Consider the following 17,856-nt stretch of genomic DNA (forward strand, 5'->3'; position numbering starts at 1 on the left):
GAGGAGTAACGACCATGATGATCGATCGACGCCGCGCGCTTGGCGCGCTGGCGCTGGGTGCCGGCTGCGCCGGACTGCCGGGGCTTGCCCGCGCCCTTCCCGCCACCGCTATCCGCGCGCTGGTGCTGGCCGATGCGGCCAGCGGACGGATCCTGCACAGGACGGGTGCGGCGGCTACCCGCTTCACGCCATGTTCGACCTTCAAGGTGCCGCTGGCGCTGATGGCCTATGACGCGGGCATCCTGATCGATGCCCACACCCCCGCCTGGGATTATGATCCGCGCATCCACCAGGCGAGCCGCGACGCCGAGAAGCAGCGGACCGACCCCACGAGCTATGAGGCAAATTCGGTCATCTGGTATTCGCGGGAGATCACCCGGCGGCTCGGGGCCGCCCGGTTCAAGGCCTATGTCGACCGGATCGGCTACGGCAATCGCGACGTGTCGGGAACGCCCGGGCGGAACGACGGACTGACGCACAGCTGGCTGTCGTCGTCGCTGCTGGTCTCGGCGGACGAGCAGGTCGCGCTGCTGCGGGCGATGCTGGCGCGCAGATTACCGATCTCGACCCGGGCACAGGCGATGACCGAGGCGATCCTGCCGGTGTTCGAAGGCAGCGGCGGCTGGACGGTGCACGGCAAGACCGGGAGCGGCTGGCTGAATGGCGCCGACGGCGAGCCCGACCGCAGCACCCCGCTCGGCTGGTTCGTCGGCTGGGCCGGCAAGGGCAAGCGCCGGCTGGCGTTCGCGACGTTCGGCGCGGGGTCCGCGATAGCGCAGGGCCAGCCCGGCGGCATGGCGATGCGGACCGACCTGCTGCGCCGGATCGCGACGCTCGCCGGCTGACGTCCGCTCGCCTCAGGCGCCGAAGACGCCGGTCCGCGTGACCGGTGCCTCGCGTGCCGGAAGCGTGAAGATGAAGCGGGCACCCAGGCCCGGCGCGCTATCGACGGCAATGTCGCCGCCCATCGCCCGGGCCAGCCGGCGCGCGATGTACAGGCCGAGCCCGCTTCCGCCCGGCTCGTCGGGATCGACGCGCGCGAACTTGTCGAAAATGCGCTGCTGGTCCGCTTCGGCGATCCCCTTGCCCTGGTCGGCGACGATCACATGGGCCATGCTGGCGCTATATTCGAGCCGGATCCACACGGTTCCGCCGGCGGGCGAATAGCGGACGGCGTTGCCGATCAGGTTGACCAGGATCTGCAGCGCCCGCTTGAACTCGCCGGTCACGGGCATCGACTGGCCGGTGGCAGGCCGGTCGATCCGGACATCGGCCTGGACGGCGCGTACCGCAAGCAGCCCGGCCGCGCGCCGTGCGACATCGGCGAGATCGATGGCTTCTTCGATCGTCGCGAAATCCTCGCGCTCGATCGCCTGGAGATCGACCAGGTCGTCGACCAGCGCCAGCAGATGCCGTCCGGCATTGGCGATGTCGGCGGCATAATCGGCATAGTCGGCCTTGAGCGGCCCTTCGGTCCGCGCGCTGATCGAATCGGCGTTGGCGATGATCTTGCCAAGCGGCCCCCGCAGCGCCCGGTCGAGTCGCTGGCTCAGCGAGTCCGGGAAGCCGCCGAAGGATCGGGCCGGGAGCGCCGGCTCGACCACGGGTTCCGGCCCCTCGTCCAGCATCCGCGCCCCGCCGATGAAGCCGGCGAAGCGGCCGCCCGGATCCATCCGCGGCGTCGCATCGAGACGCACCGACCGCCCGGTATCGCGAAGTTCCGCCTTCTGGCCGTCGAACCGCGCCTGCGCCGCCACCGCGGTCAGGATCGGCAGATTGCCATGCTCGTCCTGCGCCAGTGCGAACATCCGGGTGAGCGGCTGGCCCAGCATGGCGGCACTGTCGAAACCGTAGCGCGCGCCCGCTTCGAACGACAGGAAGGTAATGCGAAGCGAGGCATCGGTTTCCCATTGCCAATCGGCCGAAGAGCGGAAGAAATCGGCGTCCCGTTCGGGCTCGGCCGCAACCGATCGCCACACCGGCCGGGGGCGCCACCCCGTCACTTCCACGCCGATCTTGCCGTCGCGCGGCTCGGCGCGGACCCAGAGCTCCAGGTCTTCCTCACCATCGGCGGCGATGACGTTGCGCGAGATGCCGATGCCCAAGCGCTGGGCCAGGCGGACGAGCGCCGCGATCTGCGGCACCGCCACCGGCTGTCCCGGCGCACCGCCCGCGCGCGCGTTCAGTTCGGCCAGCCGCCCGTCGGCGTCGATCAGTCTGCCGTCGCGATCGACCGTAGCCAACGCGACCGCCAGTCCGGTACCCCCGCCCGTCATGCGCCGCGCCCCGACCGGCTGAGCGCGGACACCGCGGCGCGATAATCGGGATGAAGCCGCAACGGTGCCAGTGCCAGGCGCGCCTCGTCCGGTGCGATCGAAGCGATCGGATCGAGCAGGTCGGCAAATTCCTCGAGGTCGCGGCGGGCATCGGCCTCGCACAGGGCATAGCCGATCCGCGCAACATCCTCGCGCTTCAGGTCCAGCGCGCGCAGCGCCAGCCAGAGACGATCGCCCGCGGGGTCCAGCACGATCTCCCGCGACAGCGCGTAATCCACACCCAGCGCATAGGCCAGCAGCGCGGTGAACAGCACGATGCGGCGATCGGCCAGCGCCTCGCCCAGCAACCCGGCCAGCTCCGCGGGAGACGACGCGACCGCGGCAGCGAAGCGCATCGCCGCAGCCTCCAGCCGTTCGCCCTCGTCATAGGCGGCCAGGCTGCGGGTCGCCGCATCGGCCAGGGCGCGGTCGAGCGCGTCGGTCGATCCCTCATGCTGGCGACAGGCCCGCTCGCGCAGCGTCGCGGCCACCCACCAGGTCATCCGGTGATGGAGTTCGGCCGGAAGCTCGGCATGGGCGACCTGAGGCCGCTCGGCACCCGCGCGTCGGCGACTTTCGGCGATCAGCACCGCCATGGCACCCGAGGCGACGAGGCGATCGGGATGCTGCACGAAGCGGTTGATCAGGCTGGGCCGCTCGGGATCCACAACCCCGTCCATCGGCAATGCGTTGCCGATCAGTTCCGCGCGAACCCGCGCGATCAGCTCGGCCATCAATTCGGGATCCCGCAACAGGCCCGACTGCATCAGCCGGGACAGAACGGGATCGGCGTCAGCCGTCAGCGCCTGCGCCGTCTCGGCTTCGCCGCGAGCGGTCAGCAGCCGGGCCGCATGGTCGCGGATCTCGGCCTCGATCATGTCGATCAGCGTGCGCAGCACGATGGCCATCGACGAGCGCATCTGCTCGCCAAGCCGCTGGTCCTCCGGCAGGAAAAAGTCGTCGGTCGCAGTCATCAGAGCGCGTTTGGCGCAAACCTCCGCAGCGCCCGCGCGAGCGAGCAGCCTTTCCAGGCGGATGGCATGGCCATCTCGCATGTCGACGGGATTGTCTGACATGGTCTCCGAATACAGCGATCATCGTTAACAGGAGGCTAAGGCTTTTCGCGCATCGCCTCAACCGCGGCGGACAGCGTTCCGAAGGCGTAAATCGCGATTACCGCAAGCCCCGCCTCGGCATAATCGGCAAGCGCCAGCGGCGTCAGGATCAGCAGATGCGCCGCGGGGCTCGCCCACCAGCGGCGCGGCCGGGCGGGGACCCGTTCGACCAGCACCTGCGATCCGATCGCCGCGATCGACAGTACGACCGGCGTCCAGTCGGCGATCGCATCCCAGCTGGCCCAGCCGGTCGCCGCGACCATCGCGGCGAACAGCCCGGTAATGGCAAGTTCCAGCGTGTCGGCGCGCTTCATCTCGCCGCGCAGCGCCGCCATCGCCGCACCGGTCGCCAGGAACGCGACCGACAGCAGCGAGACGGCAAGTCCCGCCCCGGGCATGCGATACAGCGCCAGCCCCAGCGCGACCGCAGCGAACAGCGCCGCGCCGACTCTCAGCGACCAGCCGGGAATGGTGCGGCGCACCAGCTCGGGCAGCGCCAGCCGGGCAATGGGCGTGAAGACCCATCGGTCCGCCCAGTTCGTCCGGCGCTCGGTCAGCGCGGCGAGCACGCCGTTGCTGCGCGCCGACAGCGCCTCCGCGCTCAACTCGACCAGATGCCCGGCCCGCTCCTGGCCGGCGGTCAGCGCGATATGTTCCGCGCCCGACTGGACCGACACCCGCAGCAGCGCCGACTGGAAGTCGTAATCCGCAGGCATGTTGGCGATCACGCTCAGCTGCCGCCCGGAGACGCGGGCGATGCCGGCCCAGCAATCCTTCATGTCCAGCCGCTCGATCGCCGCCGCGCTTTCCGGGTCGGAGGTCACCAGCAACGCCTCGGCACCGCCCGATGCCATCCGTTCGATCACCGTATCAGTCGTGACCAGGCCATCGGCCAAGACGAGTACCACGGCTTCGTCGCCGACCTTCTCCGCCGCTTCCTCGGCCGAGCGGACGATCTCGACCTGGATGTCGCGTTCGCTGGCGCGACCGACCGCGGCCAGAAGCGCGGGCGTCATTCGCCCCACGGCGACGAACACCTGCTCGACCCCGGCACCAGCCAGCAGCCGCACCTGATATTCGAGCAGCGTCATCCCGCCGAACGGCAGGGTCGCCGCCAGTGTCCCCGGACGGTCGGTTGCGTCCTCGATCGCGAAAATCAGCCCCGCCAGCATGGTGGCGGCGTTAGTCGGAATGTCCTGCACAATCAAACTGCCTTGGCATGGGTCGGGGCGCCGGGAAGCGGAATTCGCAGATCAGTACAGCAGATAGCTGGCCCGCTCGGCTTCCCAGGCGGTCTCGTCGGGCACGGTCAGCGTATCCAGGTCGCGCGGCTGCGACGCAGGATCGTCGACCCATTCGCGCAGGCCCGGACCACCGTTGATCACGTCGATCGCCAGCTTGTCGAACACATATTCGTACGGGAAATCGCGCCACAGCGCATAGCCGGGATAGAGGTTGCGGATCGCCTTGAACCCCAGCGCCTGCAGCCGCCACGGCCGAAAGGCGGGGTCGTCATAGGACGGGCCCTCGGCATGGATGAAGACGCCGCTGCACAGCTGGCCGACATGTTTGTGGAATGTCGGCTGAAACCACATGTCGCGCAGCGAGCAGCCGGTCAGCCAGTGCGGCGCGATCCGCTGCATCTCGGCGATCACTGCGCGCGCATCGATATCGGGCGCGCCGAACAATTCGAGCGGCCGGGTCGTCCCGCGCCCCTCGGACAGGGTCGTCCCCTCCAGCATGACGGTGCCGGCATAGGCGCGCGCCATGTTGACGTTGGCCGCATTCGGGCTGGGATTGATCCAGGGCCGCTCGGCGGGCCAGCCGAAGCCGGGCCCGGTTTCGGGCGCCCAGCCCTCCATCTCGATCACGCGATAATCGACGTCCAGGCCGAAATGATCGATGAACCACCGGCCCATCTCGCCCAGCGTCATGCCGTGGCGCATCGGCATCGGCCCTGCCCCGACGAAACTTTCCCAGCCGGCACGCAGCGTCAGTCCCTCGATCGGGCGCCCCGCCGGATTGGGCCGATCGAGCACCCAGACCGACTTGCCATGTGCCGCCGCCGCCTCCAGCACATAGAGCAAGGTCGTGACGAAGGTGTAGATGCGGCAGCCGACATCCTGAAGGTCGACCAGCATCACGTCGAAAATGCCCATCGACTGGCCGGTCGGACGGCGAACTTCGCCGTACAGGCTGAAGACCGGCATGCCGTAGATCGGATCGGTGAAGTCCGGCGACTCCATCATGTTGTCCTGAAGGTCGCCGCGCACGCCGTGCTGGGGCCCGAACACCGCAGAGACGTTGAGTCCGGACGCCACCAGCGCGTCGAGCGCGTGCGTCAGGTCCGCCGTCACGGAGGCCGGATGGGCAAGCAGCGCGACGCGCTTCCCTTCCAGCGGCTTGCGAAGTGCGGAGTCGGCGAGCAGGCGATCGATACCGAAGTTCATGGGTCAGCCTGCTGCCGGGAGTTGCAGGACGAAGCAAGCCGGATCGTGGAAGTCGGGCTTCGAACGGGGGTGTGCGAGCGACCAATAGGAAATCCGCCCGCCGGTCTCCTCGATCACCGAGGTCAGGGCCACTCGCCAGTTCACGCCCGAAAGCGCCGGCAGCAGCAATTGCGCGCCGACCCCGTCCGCCCGTCGCGTGACCTGCGGCTCGCTGTCCAGCGGTAGGTCGCGCCCGCCCTTACGATAGCCGTCGAAGCGATAGGCCGCCCAGCCGGTCGAGGGCGACAGGTTGAACTCGACATAGCCCGCATCGCCCGCGACGAAGAGTTCGAAGCAGGTGTGCTTCCACAATTCGTCGGTCCGCTCGGGCGCGGCCGGATGGGGCACGACCAGTTCGCCTGTACCGTCCACCGCATAGTCCAGCGACCAGTGCCGCCCGTCATGGCGGGTCAGCGACACCTCGACCCCGGTGACGGCCAGCGGCGGGAAATCGGGATGCGGTACCAAGCGATACTTTTGCAATGAAGCGTCCTCATGCTAGGCGCGCGTCGCCATGACCGAATATCAATCCGACCTGCTCCGCCTCCTGTCCGACCGTGGGTACATCCACCAGGTCACCGACGCCACCGGCCTCGACGAGCTGGCCACGAAGCAGATCGTGCCGGGCTATATCGGGTTCGATCCGACAGCGCCGTCGCTCCATGTGGGAAGTCTCGTGTCGATCATGATGCTGCGCCAGCTGCAGCGCGCCGGTCACAAGCCGATCGTCATCATGGGCGGCGGCACCGGCAAGATCGGAGATCCCAGCTTCAAGGACGAAGCGCGCAAGCTGCTGACGACCGATCTGATCGCGGAGAACATCGCGTCGATCCGGCGCGTGTTCGAACGATTCCTGACCTTTGGCGACGGGCCGACCGACGCGATCCTGGTCGACAATGCCGAGTGGCTCGACAAGCTCGAATATATCCCGTTCCTGCGCGACATCGGCCAGCATTTCTCGGTCAACCGGATGCTGAGCTTCGACTCGGTCAAACTGCGCCTGGAACGCGAACAGTCGCTCAGCTTCCTCGAATTCAACTATATGATCCTCCAGGCCTATGATTTCCTGGAGTTGTCGCGCCGCGCCGGCTGCCGCCTCCAGATGGGCGGGTCGGATCAGTGGGGCAATATCGTCAACGGCGTCGAGCTGACCCGCCGCGTCGACGGCACGCAGGTGTTCGGCATGACCACCCCGCTGCTGACCAATGCCGACGGCACCAAGATGGGCAAGACGGTGAGCGGCGCGGTCTGGCTGAACGAGGATCAGCTGTCGCATTACAACTACTGGCAGTTCTGGCGGAACACCGAGGACCGCGACGTCGAGAGCCGGCTGCGCCTGTTCACCGACCTGCCGATGGACGAGATCGCCCGCCTCGCCGCGCTGGAGGGCGCCGAGATCAACGAAGCCAAGAAGGTGCTGGCGAACGAGGCCACCAAGCTGTGCCGCGGGCCCGCTGCCGCCGAGGAAGCCGCCGAGACCGCGCGTCGCACCTTCGAGGAAGGCGCGACCGGCGAGTCGCTGCCCAGCCACGCTGCCACCGGCCCGATCGGAATCCTCGACGCGCTGGTCGCCCTTGGTCTCAGCAGTTCCAAGGGCGAGGCACGCCGGCTGATCAAGGGCGGCGGCGCGCGCGTCGACGGGGTCAAGGTCGAGGACGAGACGCTGGTCCTGGATCCGAGCGACACGCCGCTGCGCCTGTCGGCCGGCAAGAAGAACCACGGCATCCTGTCCTTCGACAACTGATCGACGCGGGCGATCGTCGCGCCGCGTTAATCACGTCCGTTGGTCATCGCTTCACACCGCGTCGCTAGAGGTCGAGGTTCCACCAGGCACGGTGCGGAGGTGCGTGTGAGCTTTGGAGCGCTGAATCTGGCCCTGCTCGACGCCCGTCGCGAGGACCGCGACGAAGTCGAGTACCGCGCCCGCGCGACCGGCGCGAATGGCGTCCAGCACCTGCTGCTGATCGTCAACCTGTCGCCCCATGGCCTGATGGCGCGGTGCGAGAGCGATCTGCCGGTCGACGAGCGGATCCAGGTGACCCTGCCGATCATCGGCCCTACCGCCGCGCAAGTGCGCTGGTCGCTGGGTGGCCGGATCGGCTGCCAGTTCGACTATCCCATCGACCTGGCGAGCTACTATGAGCTGGTCGCGATCCTGGTGAAATCGGGGCGTTAAACCTCACCGTCACCCCGGGCGCAGTCCCGGGGTCGACCCCTCCATCCCGGACGGGCGGCGGCCATTGCGATCACCCCACGCTGTCCAGACCAACCCTTCGCGAAAACCGCTGCTCCGGGATGTGCCGACCGGTGGATGCCGGCACTTCGGCCGGCGTGACGAGTGGGGAAGCTCGGAAGGTCTTTCCCTAAACTCCGCCCCGGCCCTATCCCGACCGCAGCAACCCCACCGCGGCATCGCGTTCGAACAGGTACAGCGCGACCCGCGCCGCCTGGCCGCGCTCGCCCTTCAGTCCGCCGTCGCGGTCGATCAGCAATCGCGCGTCGCCATGCGCAGAGGCGATCAGTTCGGCCATCATCTCGGGCGTCGCCAGCCGGAACTGCATCTCGCCCGACTGACGCGTGCCAAGCAGTTCGCCCGCGCCGCGCAGCCGCAGGTCCTCCTCGGCGATGCGGAAGCCGTCATTGCTCTCGCGCATCAGCGCCAGCCGCGCCCGCGACGTCTCGCTGAGCGCGTTGCCGCGCAGCAGGACACAGACCGACCGGCCCCCACCCCGCCCGACCCGGCCGCGCAGCTGGTGCAGCTGGGCCAGGCCGAACCGGTCGGCATGTTCGATCACGATCAGCGTGGCATTGGGCACGTCGACCCCCACTTCGATCACCGTCGTCGCGACCAGCACGCCGAGCTCGCCCGACGAGAAGCGCGCCATGACCGCGTCCTTTTCCGGTCCCTTCATCCGGCCATGGACCAGCCCGACGCGTTCGCCGAAGCGCTGGCGCAGCGTCTCCGCCCGCGCCTCCGCCGCAGCCATGTCGCTCTTCTCGCTCTCCTCGACCAGCGGGCAGACCCAATAGGCCTGGCCGCCGTTCGACAGGTGCCGTGCGAGGCCATCGACCACTTCGCCCAGCCGATCCTCCGAGATCACGCTCGTCTCGATCGGCTGGCGGCCCGGCGGCATCTCGTCAAGGCGGCTGACATCCATCTCGCCGTAATTGGCCAGAGTCAGCGTGCGCGGGATCGGCGTCGCGGTCATCACCAGCAGGTGCGGCGGGCGATCGGCCTTGGCCTGGAGCATCATCCGCTGGGCGACGCCGAACCGATGCTGCTCGTCGACCACGACGAGGCCGAGGTCGCGATAGGAGACCGCGTCCTGGAAGATCGCATGCGTGCCGATCAGGATATCGATCGACCCGTCGGCAAGGCCCATCAGCGTCGCCTCGCGCGCCTTGCCCTTGTCGCGCCCGGTCAGGATCGCGATGTTGACGCCGATTCCGGACAACAGCCGGCCGAGCGTCTCGAAATGCTGGCGCGCCAGGATTTCGGTCGGCGCCAGCAACGCGCCCTGGCATCCCGATTCGACCGCGATCAGCAGCGCCATCACCGCCACCAGAGTCTTGCCCGCACCGACATCGCCCTGGAGCAGGCGAAGCATCGGGCGGTGCTGCTCCATGTCGCCCTCGATCTCCCGGATCGTGCGCGACTGGGCGCCGGTCGGAGCATAGGGCAGCTTCAGCGCGTCGCGCAGCCGGCCATCGCCCTTCAGCGGCCTGCCGCGCTTGGCCCGCGCCTCGCCCCGCACCAGCAACAGCGCCAGCTGCGTCGCGAACACCTCGTCATAGGCCAGCCGCTCGCGCGCCTTCGCATCCGACGGATCGGCATGAATCCGCTCCAGCGCGGCCCGCCAGTCCGGCCAGTCGTGCCGCGCCTTCAGGCTCGGCTCGATCCATTCGGGCAGTTCGGGCGCGCGCTCGATCGCCTGTGCCGCGAAATTGCCGAGGCGCCGCGACGTGATCCCTTCCGAACAGGGGTAGATCGCCTCGCGCATCGCGAGCCCCTCGGCCTCGTCCAGCGGCAGGGCATGGTCGGGATGGACCATCTGCAATTCCTGGCCATAGGTCTCGAGCTTGCCCGAGACCCAGCGCGGCTCATTCAGCGGGAGCAGCTTCTTCACCCAGCCCGATCCGCCGCCGAAATAGACCAAAGTCACGTAATTGCCGTGCGCGTCGACCGCGTGCACCCGCGCCGGGGCCCGCGCGCTGCCGCCCATCTTGTAGCTGACCGGGGTCAGCCGGATCGCGATCACCCGGCCCGCATCGGCCGCCATCAGCTCGTCGCGCGGCAGCCGGTCGACCCATCCGGTGGGAAGATGGAAGGCCACGTCCACCACCCGCGCCAGCCCGAGCCGCTCGAGCGGCTTGGCAAGCTGGGGGCCGATACCCTTCAGCGCGGTGACTTCGGCGAACAGGGGATTGAGAAGATCGGGCCGCATGGCCCGTCAGGTAGGCGAAGCGCGGCGATTGCGAAAGCCGCCCTGCACTGGCCTTTCGCCTTCTGTTCCCCTATCTGGATCACGAACCCAGCCGACCGCGCATCCTCGCGCCGCCGGCCAAATGCCGTTGAGGACCATGGACCGCAAAACCCGCCTGAAACGCCTCCGCTTCCGCGCCTGGCACCGCGGCGTGAAGGAAGCCGACCTGATGATCGGCGGCTTTTTCGACGCACATCATTCCGGCTGGAGCGAGGACGAGATCGCGCTGTTCGAGACGCTGCTCGAGGAACAGGATGTCGACATCATGGCCTGGGCGATGGGCGCCCAACCGGTGCCGCCGGAATATCAGGGAACGATCATGAAGGCGCTGAAGACCCTGAACTACGTGCCGATCGCCGAGTGATTTTTCCTCCCCCGGATGCGGCGCATCCGGGGGAGGGGGACCAGCCGCAGGCTGGTGGAGGGGGTCCACCACATCTGTTGCAGCCCGCTCCACCACGATGCTGCGCATCGCGGTCCCCCTCCCCCGGAACCGCAGGCTCTTGGGGAGGAGATGAAGGCAAATCCGCCCCACTTCGAGGCGTGAAGAAAGACCCAGATGCCCGACCTGAAGACGATCCTCTCCGCCTCCGCCCCGCTCACCCTTGCGAGCGCACCTTCCGGGTTCCTGCCCTGGATGCTGGCGGACCTTGCGCGCGCCGGGGGCACGGCGGTGTTCGTTGCGTCGGACGAGGCGGCGATGCGCGCAGTGGCCTCCACCGCGCCCTATTTCGCGCCCGAGCTCGAGGTCGTCACCTATCCGGCCTGGGACTGCCTACCCTATGATCGCGCAAGCCCGACGCTGCGCGTCATGGCCGAGCGGCTGGCGGCGCTTCAGAAGCTCCAGACCAGGGCGAGCGGCCCCCGACTGGTAGTGACGACGGTCAATGCGGCGACCCAGCGCGCGCTGACCCGCTTCCGCATCCGCCAGCTGGTCGCCCGGCTGGCTCCGGGTGAGCGCATCTCGCTCGACAAGCTGGCGGTGCTGCTGACCGGCAACGGCTATATCCGCGTCGACACGGTCAACGATCATGGCGAGTTCGCGGTTCGCGGCGGACTGGTCGACCTGTTTCCCTCGGGCGCCGAACAGGCGCTGCGGCTCGACTTCTTCGGCGACGAGATCGAGAGCGTCCGCACCTTCGACCCGTCGGACCAGCGCACCACCGGCCGCGTCGACGGCTTCACCCTGCTGCCCGCCAGCGAGGCGCTGCTCGACGAGGAGACGATCAAGCGGTTCCGTACCCGATATCGCGAGAAGTTCGGCGCGACCGCGACCGGCGACCCGCTGTACCAGGCGATCAGCGACGGGCGCCGTCTGGCGGGCATGGAGCATTGGCTGCCGCTGTTCGAGGAACGGCTGGAGACGCTGTTCGACCATCTCCCCGACGATGCGGTCATCGTGGCGGAATCGGGCGTGCCCGCCGCCGCCGAGCAGCGGTTCGAGGGAATCGCCGACTATCAGGCGAACCGGGTCCGCGCCCAGTCGAGCGATCCGGGCAGCTATCGCCCGCTGGGCATCGACGCACTGTACCTGACACCGGCGCAGTGGGATGCCGCGCAGGCGGACGCCGCCGTTCACACCGCGACCCCGTTCCACGAACCCGAATCGAAGACGGTGCTCGACTTCGACGTCGACGGCCCGCGCGATTTCGCGCCCGAGCGCACCGCCGGCTCCAATGTGTACGAGGCCGTCGTCGATCACCTCGCCCGGCTGCGCAAGGAGAAGCGCAAGCCGGTCCTGGCCAGCTATTCCAACGGTGCCCGCGACCGTCTCAAGGGACTGCTCGAGGATCACGGGCTGATCGGCGCGCTGCCCGCCGACAGCTGGCAGGAGGCGCTCGGCATCGCCGACCGGGGCATCGCGCTGATCGTCCTGCCGCTCGACCACGGCTTTACCGCGCCGGGTGTGGCGGTGCTGACCGAGCAGGACATGCTCGGCGACCGCCTGATCCGCCGGTCGAAGCGGCGCAAGAATACCGATGCCTTCCTTCAGGAACTGGCGACGCTCTCGCCCGGGGACCTGGTCGTCCATGTCGACCACGGCATCGGCCGGTACGAGGGCCTGACCCAGATCCCGGTGCAGAAGGCGCCGCACGACTGCGTCGCGCTGACCTATTCGGGCGGCGACAAGCTGTACGTCCCGGTCGAGAATCTCGAAGTCCTCAGCCGCTACGGCTCCGGCGAGGAGGGCGCCTCGCTCGACAAGCTGGGCGGCGAAGGCTGGCAACGCCGCAAGTCGCGGATGAAGGAGCGGATCCGCGAGATCGCCGGCGAATTGATCGCGACCGCCGCGAAGCGAGCACTGCGACCGGCCGAAGTGGCCGAGCCCGATCATGGCGGCTATCCCGCCTTTGTCGATCGCTTCCCCTATGAGGAAACCGACGACCAGGACCGCGCGATCAGCGACGTGCTCGCCGATCTGGCGGCGGGCCGGCCGATGGACCGGCTGGTGGTGGGCGATGTCGGCTTCGGCAAGACCGAGGTCGCGCTGCGCGGCGCGTTCGTCGCCGCGATGGCGGGGATGCAGGTCGCGGTGGTCTGTCCCACCACCCTGCTCGCGCGCCAGCATTACCAGAATTTCAAGGCGCGGTTCGAAGGCTTCCCGATCGAGATCGGCCGCCTGTCGCGCCTGGTGCCCGCGGCCGAGGCGAAGACGACCCGCGAGGGTCTCGCGAACGGACAGATCGACGTGATCGTCGGCACTCATGCGGTGCTGTCGAAGAGCATCGAGTTCAAGCGGCTGGGGCTCGTCGTGGTCGATGAGGAACAGCGGTTCGGCGTGACCCACAAGGAACGGCTGAAGGCGCTGAAGGCCGATGTCCATGTCCTGACGCTGACCGCCACGCCGATCCCGCGCACGCTGCAGATGGCGATGTCGGGCCTGCGCGAGTTGTCGGTGATCCAGACCCCGCCGGTCGATCGCCTCGCGGTGCGCACCTATGTCATGCCCTGGGACCCGGTGGTGCTGCGCGAGGCACTGCTGCGCGAGCATTATCGCGGCGGCCAGACCTATTTCGTCACCCCGCGCATCGCCGACCTGCCCGAAATCGAGGCGTTCCTCAGCAAGGAAGTGCCCGAGGTCCGCTACGTCGTCGCCCATGGCCAGATGGCGCCGACCGAGGTCGAAGAGCGGATGTCGGCCTTCTACGACCGCAAGTTCGAGGTGCTGGTGTCGACCACCATCGTCGAGAGCGGGCTGGATATCCCCAGCGCGAACACGATGATCGTCAACCGCGCCGACAAGTTCGGCCTCGCCCAGCTGTATCAGCTTCGCGGCCGGGTCGGCCGGGCCAAGACCCGCGCCTATGCCTATATGACGACGCCGGCACAGCGGCTGATGACCGAGGCCGCGGATAAGCGCCTGAAGGTGCTGTCCGACCTCGAATCGCTGGGCGCCGGGTTCCAGCTGGCCAGCCACGATCTCGACATTCGCGGGGCGGGCAACATGCTGGGCGACGAGCAGTCGGGCCACATCAAGGAAGTCGGGTTCGAACTGTACCAGTCGATGCTGGAGGAGGCGATCCTCGACGCCCGCGCCGGCGGCCTGCGCGACGAACGTCCGCGCGACCTGAGTCCGCAGATCACCGTCGACGCGCCGATCATGATCCCGGAGGACTATGTCCCCGACCTCGACCTGCGCATGGGGCTGTATCGCCGCCTGAACGAGGTGGAGGACAAGGCCGGGATCGAAAGCTTCGCGGTCGAGATGATCGACCGGTTCGGCAAGCTGCCCGAGGCGACCGACAATCTGATCCAGCTGATGGAAGCGAAGCTGAATGCCAAGGCGGCCTGCATCGCCAAGCTGGACGTCGGCGCCAAGGGCGCGCTGGTCAGCTTCCACAACGACAAGTTCCCCAATATCGAGGGGCTGCTGGCCTATGTCGAGAAGCTGGACGGCACCGCGCGGCTGCGGCCCGACATGAAGCTGGTGATCTCGCGCGCCTGGGCGACGCCCAAGGCACGGCTGAACGGCGCGTTGCAACTCTCGCGCGGGCTGGCGCGGGCAGCGGGGTGATTCGCCGACAGGCAAACAGGTGCAGCGAAGGATTGCCGCTCCGGCCGCGAGGGTTTAGGAAAGCGGGTATGGAAGTGGCAAGTCTCGAGCGGCGCCGTCGCCTGATGGATATGCTCGGCCAGCTGGCGCAGGTCGATTCGATCGACGGGCTGGTCATGGCGCTCCGCGGGTCGGCGCGCGCGATCGGCAATGCCGACGGCATCACCGTCGTGCGCCGAATCGGTAACCGCGTCGCCTATGTCGCCGAGGATGCCGCATCGCCCCTATGGGCCGGTCACGACTTTCCCATCGAGACCTGTATCTCCGGCATCGCGATGACCGAGAACCGCCCGATCGTGATCGACGACATCTATGCCGACAATCGCGTGCCGATCGACGCCTATCGCTCGACCTTCGTGAAGAGCATGGCGATGTTTCCGATCGGCATGGGCGAGCCGAGAATGGCGATGGGCGGCTATTGGGCCCGCGTCGGTCCGATCGACCAGGAAGCGATCGCGCTGCTCTCCAACCTCGCGCGCGCCGCCAGCCCGGTGTTCGACCGTGTCGACCGCCACCAGCTGGGCGCGGCCGGCTGATCTAGCGGTCAGCGGACCGGCGCGTCCAGTTCGGCTTCGCGCTCTTCGGCCAGTTCGTCTGCGGTGAAGCTTTCGCGCGTCATCACGAAGCCGCCGCTATTATAGCGGTCGATCTGCCAACGGCCGCTCACCTCGGTCCCGTCGCCGTCGATCATGCCCGAATAGAACACCGCATGGTCGAAGCCGCCGCTGCCGTCATATTGCTTGACGAAGCGCACCGCCGTGCCGTCGCGCGTGCCTGAGACAGACGCCCGCCGGATATCGACGATACCATTGGGATCGCGCTCGCTGACGCTGCCATCGACCGCCCCGCCCTGCTCGTTCAACAGCGCGATAAAGCCGTTATCCTCATAGTCCCCTGTATAGCGGCCGTACCAGACGCCGGTCAGGTCGCGCTTGTCGCTCACGAGCTGTGGTCCGCGACGATGCGCCAGTTGCTACCCTCGCGGCGGAAGACCAGGCTGGTCATGCCGGTCAGCACCTTGCCGGCGCCGTCGACCAGCTTCCACCGCGCGATCAGCAGCGCATGGTCGGCGCCCAGCATGCGGAAATCGTCGAAGGTGAAGGACAGCCGGCTTGCCTTCGTACCGCGTGTCGCGCCGAACTGGTCGACATAACTGGCCAGATAGCGTTTCCGCACATCCGCCTTGCCGCGGGCGATCCCCTTTTCGGTGGTGAAGCTGGTCGCCGGATCGTCCGAATAGATCGCCAGGAACCGGTCGATATCGCCCGCGTCCCACCCCGCGGCGCTGTCGGCCATCGCCACCTCGATCGCGGCGCGCGGTCCCAGTGCGCCCTGCGCCGCAGCCGGGACCGCCAGCACCAGCGCAACGATCAGGATCAGCCAGCGACTCATCTCACCTTCTCCCCCATGTCACCCATTTGCCGCGCCGCCGACCAGCCGGACCAGCGCCTGGCTGTCGATCGGGCCCGAGCAGAGATAGCCCTGGAAATACTGGCAGCCTTCCTTCGCCAGCAGGTCGAGCTGTTCGGCGGTCTCGACCCCCTCGGCAACGACGCTGAGCCCCAGCGAGCGAGCCATGTCGATGACGCCGCGGACCACGACCCGGTCGCGGGGCGTGCCGGCAATGTCCTGGCTCAGCCGCTTGTCGATCTTGAGATAGTCGAGCGGCAGCGCCTTGAGATAGGCGAGACTGGAATAGCCGGTGCCGAAATCGTCGATCGCGACTCGGCAGCCCGCCGTGCGCAGCACCGACAGCAGCCGCGCCGCCTCGCCCAGATCGGCCACGAGGCCGCTCTCGGTGATCTCGATCGTCAGGCGCCCGCGTGGAAAGCCGCTGATATCGACACGCCCCAGCAGGCTGTCGGCAAAGCCCGGCCGCGCCAGGTCGCCCGCGGTCACGTTGATCGACAGCCGCGTGCGCGACAGGTTGAGCGGCCAGCGCGCCGCCTCCTCCAGCGCGATGCGCTGGAGATGGTCGCTCACCGCGCCTTCCAGTCCGACATGGGCGGCAGCGGCGAACAGCTGTTCGGCACCGACCTCGCCCAGTTCGCGGCTGCGCCAGCGGGCCAGCGCCTCGACTCCGACGATCGATCCGCTCGCGATCGACACCTGGGGCTGGAACAGCACGCCGATCTCGCCGCGATCGATCGCATGGCGCAGGGCGGCAGCAAGCTCGTCGAGCGACGGACCCGACATGACCCGCGCCGCGCTGCCGTCGACCAGCGTCTCGCTCGCGCGGCGCAGCAGGCTGGCGGCGGTATCGCCATCGACGCTGGTCGCCAGCGCCATGCGCGCGCCCAGCGGCAGGAACGCGCCATCCACCACGAATGGCCGCGCCAGCGCCTCGTCGAGCTTGCGCGCGGCCGCCTCAAGCCGGCCGGCATCGGCATCGTCGCTCGCGACCAGGAACTCGGATCCCCCCAGCCGGGCGACCACCGTGCGCCGTCCCAGAATGCCCCGCACCGAATCCGACAGCCGGCGCGAAACCGCGCGCAGCACCGCATCGCCGGCGGTGCGGCCATAGGCGGTGTTGACCATCTCGAAGCGCGAGAGCGCGATCAGCAGGGTCGCAACGGAAGCGCCCTCGCCCAACCGCCGGTCGATCCAGCGCCGCGCGCCCGGGCCGTCGCGCGTTCCGCTCAACGCCTCGCGTACGACCGCGCCGGCATCGGGCATTTCGCCCAGCCGCTCGACCAGGCCGCTCAGGCGACCGGTGGCGGGGTCGCGCTGCAGATGCTGCACCACCCGTCCCCTGCCCTCCAGTTCATGGGCAAAGGCAGTGGTGGGGGTGCGCTCGTCCAGCCGCCGCAGCGCCGCCCGGCCGATCCTGCGCTCGCGCGGGTCGATCAGGCGCAGCACGTCGCGCAGTCGCGGCGTCTCCTCCAGGCCCAGCAGCGACGCCAGCGCCGGGGTCAGCGAGAGGGTGCGCACATCGCCGTCCTGATGCCAGCCCAGCGGCTCCTCGGCTTCTCCCGCGCCACCGACTCCGCCGGCCAGCCGCTCGACATGACGCAGCGCGAACCGGATCGCCTGGGAAATTGCCGCGGTCGACATCGGGCTGCTGAGGAAGTGCGTCGCGCCCGCATCGTAGAATTGGCGCATGTGAACGGTGTCGCTCTGCGACACGAGGATCAGCATCGCCGCGCCATTGGTCTCGACCACATGGCCCAGCGCCCTGGCGGCGATCAGACCGTCGCTGAGCGCCCCGCGCGCGTCGATGACCGCCACCGCGGCGCCGCTGGTCAGGAAGCGGCTTTCCACCCCCTCGCCCCGCCGCGCGGCGACGATCCGCCAGCCGACACCGGCCGCGGCGGCCGCAAGCTCGTCCCGCTGGTTGAACGAGAGCACGAAAACAGGTGCATCGGCGGGGGGAGTCGCGGGGTCGATATCAATCACGGC

15 protein-coding genes are annotated in these 17,856 nt (G+C 68.5%); 6 read left to right on the forward strand and 9 right to left on the reverse strand.

What is annotated here, in order from left to right:
• Nucleotides 1-14: 14 nt before the first annotated feature.
• Nucleotides 15-845 carry a class D beta-lactamase gene (gene blaOXA, locus TPR58_RS10030; protein WP_346246510.1) on the forward strand — a complete coding sequence of 277 codons (831 nt, stop codon included), beginning with the start codon at nt 15-17 and terminating at the stop codon, nt 843-845.
• Between the two features lie 12 nt (nt 846-857).
• Here the strand turns inward: blaOXA and TPR58_RS10035 are convergent, their stop codons facing one another.
• The 5 genes from TPR58_RS10035 to TPR58_RS10055 form a co-directional block, all read right to left on the reverse strand.
• A complete protein-coding gene (locus TPR58_RS10035; RefSeq protein WP_346246511.1) occupies nt 858-2,276 on the reverse strand; it encodes a sensor histidine kinase in 1,419 nt (472 codons plus the stop codon).
• The gene (locus TPR58_RS10040) at nt 2,273-3,289 is read right to left on the reverse strand and encodes a DUF2336 domain-containing protein (RefSeq protein WP_346246512.1); all 1,017 of its coding nucleotides are present in this window, start codon (nt 3,287-3,289) and stop codon (nt 2,273-2,275) included. The genes TPR58_RS10035 and TPR58_RS10040 overlap by 4 nt, the downstream gene beginning before the upstream one ends.
• 137 nt (nt 3,290-3,426) lie before the next feature.
• Complete coding sequence (locus tag TPR58_RS10045; protein ID WP_346246513.1) at nt 3,427-4,632, reverse strand: hypothetical protein; 1,206 nt, start codon at nt 4,630-4,632, stop codon at nt 3,427-3,429.
• A gap of 51 nt (nt 4,633-4,683) precedes the next feature.
• Nucleotides 4,684-5,880, reverse strand: coding sequence for an exo-beta-N-acetylmuramidase NamZ family protein (locus tag TPR58_RS10050; protein ID WP_346246514.1), 1,197 nt, complete (start codon nt 5,878-5,880; stop codon nt 4,684-4,686).
• Nucleotides 5,881-5,883: 3 nt separating this feature from the next.
• Entirely contained in the window at nt 5,884-6,402 is a 519-nt protein-coding gene (locus tag TPR58_RS10055) for a DOMON-like domain-containing protein (RefSeq protein ID WP_346246515.1), read from the reverse strand.
• A 31-nt stretch (nt 6,403-6,433) separates the two neighbouring features.
• Here TPR58_RS10055 and tyrS point away from each other — a divergent pair, with 31 nt between their 5' ends.
• Together tyrS and TPR58_RS10065 are read left to right on the forward strand one after the other, a co-directional pair.
• A complete protein-coding gene (gene tyrS / locus TPR58_RS10060; RefSeq protein ID WP_346246516.1) occupies nt 6,434-7,663 on the forward strand; it encodes a tyrosine--tRNA ligase in 1,230 nt (409 codons plus the stop codon).
• Nucleotides 7,664-7,768: 105 nt separating this feature from the next.
• Nucleotides 7,769-8,095, forward strand: coding sequence for a PilZ domain-containing protein (locus TPR58_RS10065; protein ID WP_346246517.1), 327 nt, complete (start codon nt 7,769-7,771; stop codon nt 8,093-8,095).
• Nucleotides 8,096-8,300: 205 nt separating this feature from the next.
• Here TPR58_RS10065 and recG read toward each other — a convergent pair whose 3' ends face one another.
• Nucleotides 8,301-10,364, reverse strand: coding sequence for an ATP-dependent DNA helicase RecG (gene recG / locus TPR58_RS10070; RefSeq protein ID WP_346246518.1), 2,064 nt, complete (start codon nt 10,362-10,364; stop codon nt 8,301-8,303).
• 136 nt (nt 10,365-10,500) lie between these two features.
• Between recG and TPR58_RS10075 the strand changes: the two genes are divergently transcribed.
• The 3 genes from TPR58_RS10075 (at nt 10,501) to TPR58_RS10085 (ending at nt 14,993) form a co-directional block, all read left to right on the forward strand.
• The gene (locus TPR58_RS10075; RefSeq protein ID WP_346246519.1) at nt 10,501-10,767 is read left to right on the forward strand and encodes an FAD assembly factor SdhE; all 267 of its coding nucleotides are present in this window, start codon (nt 10,501-10,503) and stop codon (nt 10,765-10,767) included.
• A 195-nt stretch (nt 10,768-10,962) separates the two neighbouring features.
• Nucleotides 10,963-14,418, forward strand: coding sequence for a transcription-repair coupling factor (gene mfd / locus TPR58_RS10080; protein WP_346246520.1), 3,456 nt, complete (start codon nt 10,963-10,965; stop codon nt 14,416-14,418).
• 68 nt (nt 14,419-14,486) lie between these two features.
• A complete protein-coding gene (locus TPR58_RS10085; protein ID WP_346246521.1) occupies nt 14,487-14,993 on the forward strand; it encodes a GAF domain-containing protein in 507 nt (168 codons plus the stop codon).
• Between the two features lie 8 nt (nt 14,994-15,001).
• Here TPR58_RS10085 and TPR58_RS10090 read toward each other — a convergent pair whose 3' ends face one another.
• The 3 genes from TPR58_RS10090 to TPR58_RS10100 are packed head-to-tail and all read right to left on the reverse strand — an operon-like array spanning nt 15,002 to nt 17,853.
• A complete protein-coding gene (locus TPR58_RS10090; protein ID WP_346246522.1) occupies nt 15,002-15,400 on the reverse strand; it encodes a hypothetical protein in 399 nt (132 codons plus the stop codon).
• Entirely contained in the window at nt 15,397-15,849 is a 453-nt protein-coding gene (locus TPR58_RS10095) for a YybH family protein (RefSeq protein WP_346246523.1), read from the reverse strand. Before TPR58_RS10095 ends, TPR58_RS10090 begins: the two co-directional genes overlap by 4 nt.
• An 18-nt stretch (nt 15,850-15,867) precedes the next feature.
• Complete coding sequence (locus TPR58_RS10100) at nt 15,868-17,853, reverse strand: putative bifunctional diguanylate cyclase/phosphodiesterase (RefSeq protein ID WP_346246524.1); 1,986 nt, start codon at nt 17,851-17,853, stop codon at nt 15,868-15,870.
• Between the last annotated feature and the right edge of the window lie 3 nt (nt 17,854-17,856).

Source organism: Sphingomonas rustica, assembly GCF_039652585.1.
Taxonomy (GTDB): domain Bacteria; phylum Pseudomonadota; class Alphaproteobacteria; order Sphingomonadales; family Sphingomonadaceae; genus Sphingomonas; species Sphingomonas rustica.